Source organism: Psychrobacter sp. A3, from assembly GCF_028823565.1.
Lineage (GTDB): Bacteria > Pseudomonadota > Gammaproteobacteria > Pseudomonadales > Moraxellaceae > Psychrobacter > Psychrobacter celer.
The window spans coordinates 1-13,015 of record NZ_JAPEHS010000074.1 but is presented as its reverse complement, the minus strand read 5'-3'; the positions used below and the strand labels follow the sequence as shown (position 1 = coordinate 13,015).

The following is a 13,015-nucleotide window of genomic DNA, read 5'->3' as shown; positions in this document are numbered from 1 at the left end:
CGTTTAAGTTTATATAAAAGTTTTATTTTCAATTGACTATATAAAAATCAAATATAAACCTAAGTATATTTGAATAACCCTAAAAGGAAAATGAATGCCAAAGCAGCGTACCACCATCGAGCTACCTCGCGGTATCCTTGATCTCACGTATCAGACCAATAGCCATAACGGCCATGCAGCGTATCAATTAAATGATTTATTGGGCTTTGCTCAGCGCATCAATCCTAAGCGCGCATTTTTGTTTGTCTCAAAAGTCTTAGGTCGCCATATTCCTGTCGCTCCCAGCACCATGCGTACCGCTTTTACTGATTTGGCCGCGTTGATTCCCAGCCATTTGCCTGAGCCTATTTTGGTGATTGGTATGGCGGAGACTGCGGTGGGTCTATCAGCAGGCGTGCATCAAGCGCTGCAAACCCGTTATCCCAACGCGCTGCTACTCAACTCCACCCGTCACGCCCAGCATAACGAAGACAATGACGAAGCGTTATTCACTACCTTTAGCGAAGATCATAGTCATGCCAGCCAGCACCTGATTTACCATAGTGCAGAGCAAGCAACGCAAGCACAATTACTTGCGAGTAAAACGCTTATTATGGTCGATGACGAGGCCTCGACAGGCAACACCTGCGTCAATGTCGTCACTGCCCTACGTCAAGCTGGACTTAGTCAGTTAGAGCAAGTACATCTAACCACGCTGGTTGATTGGTCACTCAATCAACAGCAAGCAACCACGGATACTGCGGACGCTATATCTAGCCGTCTGCCTGATATTGATTTTTATCGTCATCACTTATTGTCTGGCGCGTGGACTTGGACAGATGCCCCCAATCCTGAACCGATTATGATGCCAGCCGTCGATACCACCGAAGCTGGTAGCCAGCCGTTGGGTAATACAGGCAATTGGGGGCGCTTCCCAACGCTCGATAGTACAGAGGGGTTTGATCGTTATTTGGCGCACTTCCAAACGGTATTTACACGCTTTCGTGAGCAGGTATCGCCTAGCCTGCCTCAGTGGCCTGCGCGCATATTGGTATTAGGCAGTAATGAGTTTGTTTGGTTGCCGTTTTTGTTGGCAGAGTGGCTAGAAAGCCAAACGCAAGCTACCGTCAAATTTGGCGCGCTGACACGCTCACCGATTGCTCTTGGCGGCGCGATCAGTACGATGCTAAGCTTTCGTGATCATTATGGTCTTGGCATGACTAACTTTGTATATAACGTCGAGCCAAAAGACTGGGACTTGATTGTGCTATGTGTAGAGACCGCTAGCGATAGCGTTGATAGTATGTGGCAAGGTTTAGATAATGTATTGATTGTAGGGGCAGATCTATGACTACCTCTTTCTTTCAAGCGAGTCCTGATATAATAAAGCCCTACGCGCTCATGGATTTAGACGATACGCTATTTCAGACGCAGCGCAAAATAGATGCTTGGAACTTGCCAACGTCCAAAGCTGAAAACTTAGTGTGTGCGAGTGTCAATAAACAGGGCGAGCCGCTGAGCTTTATGAGTCAGCGACAAGCAAGCTTTGTTAATTGGTTATTAGCGAGTACTGAGTTGATAGTGGTCACTGCCCGCGATCGCAAAGAGATCAAACGGGTGAGACTGCCGTTTGATAGCTGGCAAATACTCACCCACGGCGCGGTTATTTTAAGCCCTAATGGCGAGCCACTGGGCACATGGCAGCAGCATATATATGACGCACTGTTGCCTCTGCAAGACAAGCTGGCGCAGCTAAGTGCGGTATTTACTCAGCACAGCAGCAGCGACAACAGCCATTTAAAGTTTGCCGCGCATACGGATCATTTTAATAACGGCACTGAAAACAAAGAACTGACCATCTATCTTGCTATCAAACACGCGCAAAAACATCATCAAGCTCTGATACAGCTCGCTGAGCAGTTGCCTAAATTGATACGAAACTTTGATCAAGACTTCTATATGCATGTCAATGCAAATAACTTAGCCATTTTGCCGCATGCTGTGCACAAGCGTCATGCGGTAGAGTTCTTGCTAGAGCAGCATTTAGAGAGCAGCAGGCCAAGCTTTGGCTTTGGTGATAGCTTAGCCGATTTGCCGTTTTTGCAGCTACTAGACTGGTACGGGATGCCCAATCATGGTCAGCTACATGATCAATATAATCCTCAACATTTAAAATAACTATAGAGCCTGCAATGACGAAAGCTAGAACAAAAGACTTACAGAGATTTGGCTCAGGCAGCTATTTAGCTGATGATGTCACGGTGCTCCTAGATGTCGTTGACAAAGACGCGGTCGCTGATGTACCGGTCAGCAAAAAGGAAGCGCTGATCCAAAGTGGGCAGCGGCACTACTCCGATATGCTCACCTTAGAGCAAGCACCAACTGCTAAGCATGAGCAGCTATATCTGCAAGCGCTTGAGCAAGGTAAAGCGCGCATGGCTAGCGATATTGCTAATTTGGCTTACTCCTTACAGCAGACTTTTAAACAAACCGTTAGTAGCGAAAACCCATTAATATTAGTCAGTTTAGTCAGAGCCGGACTGCCTATTGGTGTGCTATTACAGCGCGCTTTAGCGGATACCAATAGCGCTTATGCCTTGCCATCTAAACACTATGGCATGAGTATCATTCGCGATCGTGGTCTTGATCCAGTCGCCTTGCAGCTCATATTGGACAGCCATCCTGATAGCCCTATCGTTTTCGTTGATGGTTGGACCGGCAAAGGCGCTATCTATCAAGAGCTAGCGCGTAGCCTAAATCCATTTAATGATGATAACCACGTCAATTTTGCTAACATTTTTCATCAAGGTGAGAGTGTTATACCGCTACTTACCCTTGCCGATCCCGCTGGCGTCGCTTGGTTAGCTGCGAGCGAGGAGGACTGGCTGATACCATCTGGACTATTAAACAGTACGGTATCTGGATTGATCTCGCGCTCGCTTTATACTGATCCAAAGTCAGGTCTACATCGCGCTATTTTTTATGATAACTTAGTCGCTATCGATCACAGCCTCGCCTTCATCGAGCAAATCGATCGTGCGCGGCAAACCCTCCAGCGCCCCATGCAGTGCTTGCCGATGTATCAGCAGCCACGCTATCGGACCGCAGGTTTAATCGATAGCATTGCCGCCGACTATCACATCACCAACCGCAATCGCATCAAACCAACCATTGCCGAGGCTACCAGAGCGATACTACGCCGAGACCCTGAGCGTATCTTGCTGGCCTGCGCCGATCATCCCGATACGCTACTATTACGACATTTATGTCACGAGCGAGATATTCATATCAGTGTATTAGGTGATAAAATACTACCCTATCACGCCATCACTCTTATCAAACAACGCAGCAAAGACGACTGTTAATATACATAGTCATATCGCTTATACTAGGGCGTGTCTGCAATGACAACTTTCGTGATTTACGGGTTAAAAATGGCTATATTTATGCCAAACGGTGTCTCATTCTTAGCTAATATACTGATATGAACTTTGAGCTGACCCTAGCTGGACAAAAATATATCTCATTTTTAACCTCATAGTTCCGTTGCAGACACACGCTAAAGCCAGTTTAAAAAAGCGCTATCCTAATAACATCGCCACGCTGGTCTACGTTTTTGCTTACTCAGCCTATCGTGTGAGAAGTAAAAACATAGGCCAGCCGTCCTGTATTGTTTTTTTTGAGTGAGACGATGATAACGTTTTACCCTTTTATTCATCACAACTACGATGCCCATTATGTCCGATATCCCCACAAACCAATCAAACCGATACGCGCATACTCAATCTTATGCCCACCTCATCACCGAGCGCCATGCCATGGTGAGACCACATACGCATCACCCTTATCAGCTCGGTGCTAGCCTTTATATGCCGGCCACGCGCCAAGACATCTGGCAGGTCATCAAACGCGACAAGCTACCGACGATTAATAGTATTATCATTTGTCTAGAGGACGCTGTCGGTCATAGCGATGTCGAGCTGGCACTCGAGCGCTTACAAGACTTACTAAACACGTGGGCCGAGCATGTCGATACAATTAATCAGCCCTGCAAACGAGCGTCGCTAGAATCCCAGCCGCCCGCCCAGCTGCCGACACGCCCCTTGGTCTTTGTGCGTCCGCGCAGCCCAGCGATGCTACAACAGCTCGCAGACTACGCTCATATCGACCTTATCGATGGTTTTGTATTGCCAAAAGTGGATATGTATAGCTTGTCCAACTGGCGGCTGGCTTGTCAAAATATTAGCAGTACCCAGCTGTTGATGCCGACGCTCGAGACTGCAGCGCTCTTTGATCCGCGGCATAATCAAGAGCTGGCCATCGGCTTTAAAGAAGCCTTTAATCAGCCAGTCTTTGCCCTACGTATCGGCGGCAATGACTTATTTGCTGCGCTGCGCTTACGTCGCCCAAAAAACAGCATCGTCTATGACACCCCTATTGGCACACTGGCCTATCAGCTACTCGGCTGCTTTGTACCGCACGGGTTTTATCTGACAGCGCCCGTCTTTGAGTATCTAGATCAGCCAACGCTATATATGCAAGAGCTGACCCGCGATGTCAGCTTGGGTTTAGTCGGCAAGACCGTCATACACCCAAGCCAAATTGCGTTGGTGCAGCAGGCGTACTGCGTCTCTCTTAGCACCTTAGATGAAGCACAAGCGATACTGCATAGCGAGGCCAAAGCGGTATTTAAGTACAACAACACCATGCTCGAGCCTGCCACGCATCGTGCTTGGGCGACAGAGATCGTCAACCGCGCTGAGGTGTTTGGCACGATAGATGATAGCAATAGCGAGTATCGCGCTCGCCTCTAGAGATTGGGGCGTGTCTTTATTGTACATGCACTGATAAAATCAAGATAAATGGCGCGCACATATCAATCAAAAAAGCCGCTATCACAGCTATGATAGCGGCTTTTTGGGTGTTGTACCAATGCAAACGCTAAGGCAATATTAGGCGCAGCACTCTAAAAACTGGCCAATGATGCGATTGACCTGCTCAGGCTCTTCCACAGTGGCAGTATGGCCTGCACCTTTGACAATCGCAAGCTTTGAGCCTTTGATAGCAAAATGCATACGCTCGGCCTTTTCATACGGCGTTGCCGCATCCTCATCCCCTACGACGATCAAGGTCGGCGTGGTAATCGCACCTAGCTGATCGTAAGTACCTGAGCGCTCAATAACCCCCTTCGTCGCCTTGATGACGCCACCCTTACGATTGCCTTGTAGCATCGTGAGCCACTCTTTACGCTCAGACTTGCGCGACTTGTCTGCCAAAAAACTACTGCCAAACATAATCGGCATCACTTTATTACTGACGCGCTTGATACCCATCCAGCGTATGGCCTTGACCAGCTTGCGATACTGTGGCACGTTTTTTGGGTCTTCTGGATCGGCAGACGTCTCCAGTAAGATAAGTGATAGTAAGCGCTCTGGGGCTTTTATGGCGATACGCTGAGCCACAAACCCGCCCATTGATAGCCCGACAAAATGACACTTTTCGATATGTAGCGCCGCCAGCAAGGCTAATGTGTCCTCTGTCAGCGTGTCCATATCGTAGCCTGACTTGGTGATCTGCGATTGGCCTTGACCACGAAAATCATAAGCAATACAGCGATAGTGCTCTTGGAAGTATGCCACTTGCTTGTCATACATCTGCGTATTCCATAACAAACCATGAGCAAACACCATGACTGGTTTTTGCGTATCATTTGGCGCGCTGTCTTCGTAATAAATGTCTGTGTTATTGATATGGATCGTTGGCATAACCACTTCCTTGTCTGATAAATAAGAGAGGTTGGTGACTTATTTCGGGTTTTGACAGTTTAGCATATTTGACCTTTATATAGCCGTGTCTTTAGCGCCCACAAAACTTGCTTTTATAATCAGAACAAGCTGCTATAGTAAGTAATCGAAGCCGCTGATCCACGCCGCCGCCATCTACAAAGGCGGACGCTACAAGCCAATATAGTCAATCGCTATACATGATACCGCGAGATGATAAGTTATTTGTTGTCGCATCGAGCGGCGTAGGTAACGCACGCCAGAACACCACCGTTTCATTGAGCAGCTTGCTAGCCATGTGTCTGATTTATCTTCTGATTCATCTAGCGATACGATTAGCCAACGTCATAAGACCATTCATATAAGGAAATCCAATGTCATCCTCTATTGTTGAGTATCAAAGCGAAAACCATATCGCCACCATCACCCTAAATGACCCAAAGAGTCTCAATGCCTTTAGCACACCACTAAAAAAAAGCGTATTGACCGCCCTTGAGCAAGCCAACGCTGATGACGACGTTCGAGTGATTGTCCTACAAGGCGCTGGCGGTAACTTTTCTAGCGGCGGTGATATCAAAGAAATGCTGTCTGAAGGTATCGACAAAACCGTCATCTCAAACAAAATAAAGGGTATGGTCGAAGGCGCAGGCGAAGTCAGCTTAAAGCTACGCCATATTCATAAGCCGATTATTGCTAAATTAGAAGGTGCGGTGGCCGGTGCAGGCATGAACCTAGCACTCACCTGTGACTTTCGTATCACCGCCGACAACGCCAAATTTGTGCAAGCGTTCGTCCACATCGGCCTCGTCCCTGATGCAGGCGGTGTATATTTACTAAACCAGCTGGTAGGCCCTGCAAAGACCACTGAGCTTGTGATGCTGGGCGACAAAATCAGCGCGCAAGACATGGCTGAGCTAAACTTGGTCAATCAAGTTGTGGCGCCTGCTGAATTAGATGATGCGGTAGCAAAACTCGCTTCTCGTCTAAGCACCCTGCCAGCTCAGGCATTATCCAGCATGAAACACATGCTAAACACCCACGCCTACGCAGGGCTAAATGAAGCGCTCGATATGGAAGTACACCAACAAGTAAGATTGGCTAAAACTGATGATTTCATTGAGGGCGTTACCGCATTTATTGAAAAGCGCAAACCAGTTTATATCGGTCGCTAATCCACTAGGAAGGCTCTGATAACACTCGAAAAGTACTACCATCAAAAAGGCTGCCATCAGGCAGCCTTTTTTGGATGAAATGAGATAACACAAGCTTTTATGAAGAGGTAGCAGCTGGCTTATAGTGATGTGGTAACGTGAATATCTTGTCAAATACCAAGGTAAATATAAAAGTATATACCAAGAAATACAACAATAACACGCCGCCTCCATCATAAAGGCTGCCACCAAACCAACATCGTACCAAAGCATATACAATGGCAAGCAAATCAAGACCAGCCCGCCTTCAAACCCAACAGCATGAACGCTACGAATCAGCAGTGTACGCGCTGCCACTTGCCGGCGGCGCTCCCATGCTTCAAATACGGTATTGTATAAAAAATTCCAAATCACCGCCGCCAATGACACCATCACCGCCACTGGTAACGACTCTGCGGCATCACTACCACTGAGCATCATCAATATATAGGTGGATGAGATAATCGCGATGATTTCAAAGACAGTCACATATACGATGCGACGTTTGAGTGGGGATAAAGTAATCAACCAAGACTCCAAAGCACCTAAATGATAAGTGCATAATTAAAGTCTCGGTCCGTCCCGAGATAACAAAGTAAGAAAGTAAGAAAGTGCAGAGCCACGGTTTCCGCCTGCCCTTATATTATACCTAAAATAACAAAAAAATCAGCAGCTGCCCTTATCGACCGTTTGGTCAGAAGCGTTTATTTGGCGGGTGGACCCCATTGATTGCTTTCAGGCTTGGTATCACTCGCCAAAAATACCAGTAGGATGATAGATCCTATCAAAGGTAAAATAGAGATGAAAAACCACCATCCTGAGCGACTGGTATCATGCAGCCTGCGCACCGTCACCGCCAAGCTTGGCAAAAACAGGCCAAGTACCACTACGATATAAAACAGCCCTGTTTCTGCATCAAATATCATGCTATCTAACACCATCGCTATAAACAGCAAACCCATTTGTACCAATACAAAATACCAATATTCTTTACGTCTAGCACGACCAGAGAAGTTGCTATAATTTCTAAGACATTTTTTAAACCAATCGAGTATGCCATAGTTTGCTTCGGCACTATGATTGTTCACCGCAGCATCTGGCAGAGGTGGCGGCGTTACTTTATCGAGCATATTTCTATTTTCCATAGGGTTTGTCTTCATGTATCTGTAAGAGTTAAGTCGCCAACCAAAAGTTTGACCAGTTCACTAAAGTATAAACTCCAAAAAAAAGTTTGCAAACTATTCAAGGTATTTTATTTTCATAAAAAAACCCCGCATCATTTTGACACGGAGTTTCTTTTTATCTTATTAATTAGCTTGAAAGCAAAGATTAAGTCAACTGAGCAACGTTAATTTTATCTGCTTCTTCAGTGTACTCTTCCATACGATCGAAGTTCATGTACTGATACACTTCCTCGCCCATGCTGTTGAGCATGCCAGCGTACTGCTGATACTCGTCGTTGGTTGGCAGTTTACCCAGTACCGCCGCGACTGCTGCAAGCTCTGCAGACGCCAGATAAACGTTTGCGCCTTGACCAAGACGGTTCGGGAAGTTACGAGTCGACGTCGATACCGCAGTAGATTTCGGTGCGATACGCGCTTGGTTACCCATACATAGTGAGCAGCCTGGCATCTCAGTACGAGCGCCGGCTTGTGCGTAGACGTTGTAGTAACCTTCTTCCATCAACTGGCGTGCATCCATCTTAGTTGGTGGTGCGATCCATAGACGCGTCTTCAGGCTACCTGCTGGTACGTCTTGTAGCAGTTTACCTGCCGCGCGGAAGTGACCGATGTTGGTCATGCACGAACCGATGAATACTTCATCGATGGTGTCGCCAGCCACGTCAGCCAAAGTTTTTGCATCGTCTGGATCGTTCGGGCAGCATAGGATTGGCTCTTTGATCTCGCTCATGTCGATGGTCATATCGATGGCGTATTCTGCATCGTCGTCAGCACGCATGAGGCTTGGGTTTGCCAGCCAGTCTTGCATTTGCTCGATACGGCGGCTGATGGTACGTGCATCGCCATAGCCTTCAGAGATCATCCACTTAAGTAGGGTGATGTTTGAGTTTAGGTACTCAGTCACCGACTCTTCAGATAGCGTGATGGTACAACCAGCAGCACTACGCTCAGCGGAGGCATCAGATAGCTCAAACGCTTGCTCAGCAGTTAGGTCTTCTAGACCTTCGATCTCAAGAATACGACCGTTGAACTCGTTGATTTTGCCTTTTTTATCAACCGTCAAGTAACCTTCTTTGATGGCTTGGTAAGGAATCGCATGGACGAGGTCACGCAAGGTGATACCAGGCTGACGCTCACCCACGAAACGAACACGCACAGACTCAGGCATATCAAGTGGCATAACACCAGTCGCTGCAGCAAAGGCTACCAGACCAGAACCCGCTGGGAACGAGATACCCATTGGGAAACGCGTGTGCGAGTCACCACCAGTACCCACAGTATCTGGCAGTAGCATACGGTTCAACCAGCTGTGAATGATACCGTCACCTGGGCGTAAGCTCACGCCGCCGCGGTTCATGATAAAGTCAGGTAGTGTGTGCTGAGTCTCAACGTCAACTGGCTTTGGATAAGCAGCGGTGTGACAGAATGACTGCATGACGAGATCCGCTTGGAAACCCAAACATGCCAAGTCTTTTAGCTCATCACGCGTCATTGGACCTGTAGTATCCTGAGAACCAACGGTAGTCATTTTTGGCTCACAGTACATGCCTGGGCGTACGCCTGGTAGACCACACGCTTTACCGACCATTTTTTGCGCAAGGGTAAAGCCTTTACCAGTATCGGCTGGCTCTTCAGGTTTTGCGAATACGTCTGAATGACCCAGACCCATGTACTCACGCGCACGGTTGGTGAGGCCACGACCAACGATCAATGGAATACGGCCACCAGCACGCACTTCATCAAGTAGCGTTGGCGAGTTTAGTTTGAACTCTGAGATGATCTCGTCTGAGTCATGCTTGGTGATTTTGCCGTCATGTGGATAAATGTCAAACACATCGCCCATGTTTAGCTTATCGACAGCTACTTTTTCGATTGGCAAGGCGCCAGAATCTTCCATAGTATTAAAGAAAATCGGTGCAATGTTGTTACCGAGTACTAGACCGCCGCCGCGTTTGTTTGGTACGTTCGGGATGTCTTCGCCCATCAGCCATAGCACTGAGTTGGTCGCAGACTTACGGCTAGAGCCGGTACCGACAACGTCACCAACGTACGCAAGTGGGTGGCCTTTTTCTTTTAGCTCATCAATAAGCTTCATTGGACCGCGCACGCCCTCTTCGTCAGCAGTAATGCCGTCACGAGAGTTTTTGTGCATAGCAAGCGCATGTAATGGGATATCAGGGCGGCTCCATGCGTCTTGTGCTGGCGACAAGTCGTCAGTGTTGGTCTCGCCTGTGACTTTAAACGTCGTATAAGTTGATTTCTTTGGTACTTCTGGGCGATTCAAAAACCACTCAGCGTCAGCCCAAGACTGAATTACTTCTTTTGCAAAAGCGTTACCCGCTTCGGCTTTTTCGGTGACATCGTTGAATGCGTCAAATACGAGCAAGGTTTTCTTTAGTGCATCAGCTGCTTCTTGAGCAACCTCTTCATCATCAAGCGCGGCGACCAATGGCTGTACGTTGTAGCCACCTTGCATGGTACCTAGGATTTCGACCGCTTTTTTCTTACTGATAAGTGGTGATGAGGTTTCGCCCTTTAAGATAGCAGCCAAAAATGCAGCTTTAACGTAAGCAGCTTGGTCAACGCCAGCAGGAATACGGTTTTCTAGCAGGTTCATTAAGAACGCTTCTTCGCCTGCTGGTGGATTTTTTAATAGTTCAACCAATTCTGCTACTTGCTTTTCATTCAGTGGTAGCGGTACAGTTCCTAGCTCGGCACGTTCTTCGACATGTTTACGATAAGCTTCTAACACAATAGTCGTCCTCGTCAGTTGGGGTTAGCACAATACGTGGGAGTCAACATGACCGCCTGCGTCTGTGTACTAGATGAAATAATTATCCGTGCAATCATAGCTTAAAACGCTCTAAATGTTAATGGCTATGGCTTTAAAAGGCTCAGAATAAGGCCATATTGGACATTTATTATAAAAATAGTACCATCAATCAGAGGACTGATTATCCCCTTATCTGTCTAAAAATAACCGGCTGTCTTAGAGGTCATTTTTTGCCTGTATAATCAACATCAACGACATAACAACCGCGATTTTAAAAGTACAGATGACCGCTTATAGAGCAACACAGACTTGAAAAACTGTGCATACACCTAAATACAAAACACGGCGAAAAATCTCAGAGATAGCAAGTTAAAGTATCCACACCACATACAATCAACAACAGGGACGACCACAATATGGCAGACAACACCACTTACCAAAACGGCCTACAAGTACGCACTGAAGTGATGGGCGAAGCACATGTCAAACGCTCATTAGATAATGCCACTGGCTTTACCCAGCCGCTGCAAGACTGGATCATCGAGCATGCTTGGGGCAGTACGTGGCAGGATGATTCGGTATTACCGCGCAAATACCGCTCCTTAATCACCATCGCCTTTTTGGTCGCACAAAAAAGCCCGACCGAGCTAAAAGGCCATATTCGTGGTGCCATCAATAACGGGGCGAGCGTTGCCGAGATTCGAGAGGTACTGATGCACAGCCTGCCCTACTGCGGCGCGCCTGCTACCCAAGAGGCTTTTCGCGCGGCTATCGAAGTATTTAATGAGATGGGTATAGATATTGATAACTTAAATAAAAAGCCATAGCACAAAGGGTTGAATAATAAACCCTGAGCACAATATCTGCTATAATAAAGACACCTATAAAGCATACTGATAATTCCATAAACCCTTATACTATAAAGGGTTAAGAGATCATTGATTATGACTACTGCTGTACAAACCTATGTCCCTGCTGCCAAGGCCAAACCCAAAAAAGCAGTGCAAGGCGAAAAGCTACGTGGCTATGATAAGGTTGCCCGTATTCCCATTAAGGTCATCCCAACGGTCGAGGCCAAAAAAAAGCCTGACTGGATTCGGGTCAAGATGTCTTCCCCTGCGGAAGTCGCACGTATCAAAGCCACACTGCGCGAACAAAAGCTCTATACCGTCTGTGAAGAAGCTGCCTGCCCTAACCTGCCGCAGTGCTTTGCCGATGGTACCGCGACCTTTATGATCATGGGCGATATCTGTACCCGTCGCTGTCCGTTCTGTGATGTGGGTCATGGTCGTCCAAATGCGCTTGATAAAGACGAGCCGCGCCACACTGCTGAGACCATTCAAGGCTTGGGTCTTAAATATGCGGTGATCACCTCTGTCGACCGCGATGATCTAAAGGACGGCGGCGCTGGGCATTTTGTAGAAGTATTGAACGAATCGCGCACGCTAAGCCCAAACTGCTTGATCGAGATATTGGTGCCAGATTTCCGTGGTCGTATGGAGATTGCGCTTGATTTATTGACGGAAACCCCGCCAGATGTCTTTAACCATAATATCGAAACTGTGCCGCGTCTGTACAAAGCCTTCCGTCCAGGCTCTGATTATCAGCATTCGCTCGATTTGCTTAAACTGTACAAAGCGCGTCGCCCTGATATCGCGACCAAATGCGGCTTTATGGTTGGCCTCGGCGAGACCGAAGAAGAGGTATATGCGCTACTTGATGACTTAAAAGCCCATGATGTCGATATGATTACCATCGGTCAGTATCTGCAGCCCAGTAAGGATCATGCGCCTGTTGATCGCTACGTGCATCCAGACGAGTTTCAGCGCTATATGGATTATGGCAAAAAGATTGGCTTCTTTAGCATTTGGGGCGGTCCCATGGTACGCTCCAGCTACTTTGCCGATCGTCAGTACTACGGTGAAGACTGCCCTGCGCCAATCCGTAGTAAAAAGGCGCTTGAGGCTGAGGGTAAACTTGGTTGTTAATGCTTGAATCAGGTTTGAGCAACCGTTGACCTGTGAGTTTAATAGAAAAAGGGTGAGTAACAGATTTTGTTACTCACCCTTTTTTATTTTACAAATGAACCAATCTCTTAGGGTGTGTCCT

General features: G+C 47.3%; 11 protein-coding genes. 7 read left to right on the top strand and 4 right to left on the bottom strand.

Going from position 1 to position 13,015, the window contains the following annotated elements; genetic code table 11:
* Positions 1-94: 94 nt before the first annotated feature.
* The 4 genes from NK638_RS09800 (at position 95) to NK638_RS09785 (ending at position 4,793) form a co-directional block, all read left to right on the top strand.
* Positions 95-1,330, top strand: a complete 1,236-nt coding sequence (locus NK638_RS09800) for a phosphoribosyltransferase domain-containing protein (RefSeq protein WP_274632874.1) — start codon at positions 95-97, stop codon at positions 1,328-1,330.
* Entirely contained in the window at positions 1,327-2,157 is an 831-nt protein-coding gene (locus tag NK638_RS09795; protein ID WP_274632873.1) for an HAD hydrolase family protein, read from the top strand. Before NK638_RS09800 ends, NK638_RS09795 begins: the two co-directional genes overlap by 4 nt.
* 14 nt (positions 2,158-2,171) lie before the next feature.
* Positions 2,172-3,344, top strand: coding sequence for a cysteine protease StiP domain-containing protein (locus tag NK638_RS09790; RefSeq protein ID WP_274632872.1), 1,173 nt, complete (start codon positions 2,172-2,174; stop codon positions 3,342-3,344).
* 372 nt (positions 3,345-3,716) lie between these two features.
* Complete coding sequence (locus NK638_RS09785) at positions 3,717-4,793, top strand: HpcH/HpaI aldolase/citrate lyase family protein (protein WP_274632871.1); 1,077 nt, start codon at positions 3,717-3,719, stop codon at positions 4,791-4,793.
* A 138-nt stretch (positions 4,794-4,931) separates the two neighbouring features.
* On the opposite strand, the gene NK638_RS09780 is transcribed toward NK638_RS09785, so the two are convergent.
* Positions 4,932-5,744 carry an alpha/beta fold hydrolase gene (locus NK638_RS09780; RefSeq protein WP_274632870.1) on the bottom strand — a complete coding sequence of 271 codons (813 nt, stop codon included), beginning with the start codon at positions 5,742-5,744 and terminating at the stop codon, positions 4,932-4,934.
* Between the two features lie 392 nt (positions 5,745-6,136).
* On the opposite strand from NK638_RS09780, the gene NK638_RS09775 reads away from it, so the two are divergent.
* Positions 6,137-6,934, top strand: coding sequence for an enoyl-CoA hydratase/isomerase family protein (locus tag NK638_RS09775; RefSeq protein ID WP_274632869.1), 798 nt, complete (start codon positions 6,137-6,139; stop codon positions 6,932-6,934).
* On the opposite strand, the gene NK638_RS09770 is transcribed toward NK638_RS09775, so the two are convergent.
* From NK638_RS09770 to acnB, 3 genes are all read right to left on the bottom strand, one after another.
* The gene (locus tag NK638_RS09770) at positions 6,815-7,441 is read right to left on the bottom strand and encodes a PACE efflux transporter (RefSeq protein ID WP_274632875.1); all 627 of its coding nucleotides are present in this window, start codon (positions 7,439-7,441) and stop codon (positions 6,815-6,817) included. The genes NK638_RS09775 and NK638_RS09770 overlap by 120 nt on opposite strands.
* Before the next feature lie 215 nt (positions 7,442-7,656).
* The gene (locus NK638_RS09765; RefSeq protein WP_274632868.1) at positions 7,657-8,097 is read right to left on the bottom strand and encodes a DUF805 domain-containing protein; all 441 of its coding nucleotides are present in this window, start codon (positions 8,095-8,097) and stop codon (positions 7,657-7,659) included.
* A 184-nt stretch (positions 8,098-8,281) separates the two neighbouring features.
* Complete coding sequence (gene acnB, locus NK638_RS09760) at positions 8,282-10,885, bottom strand: bifunctional aconitate hydratase 2/2-methylisocitrate dehydratase (protein ID WP_201586058.1); 2,604 nt, start codon at positions 10,883-10,885, stop codon at positions 8,282-8,284.
* A 437-nt stretch (positions 10,886-11,322) separates the two neighbouring features.
* Between acnB and NK638_RS09755 the strand changes: the two genes are divergently transcribed.
* Both NK638_RS09755 and lipA read left to right on the top strand, forming a co-directional pair.
* Positions 11,323-11,733, top strand: a complete 411-nt coding sequence (locus tag NK638_RS09755; protein ID WP_274632867.1) for a carboxymuconolactone decarboxylase family protein — start codon at positions 11,323-11,325, stop codon at positions 11,731-11,733.
* A gap of 117 nt (positions 11,734-11,850) precedes the next feature.
* Entirely contained in the window at positions 11,851-12,894 is a 1,044-nt protein-coding gene (gene lipA, locus NK638_RS09750; protein ID WP_274632866.1) for a lipoyl synthase, read from the top strand.
* Positions 12,895-13,015 lie beyond the last annotated feature (121 nt).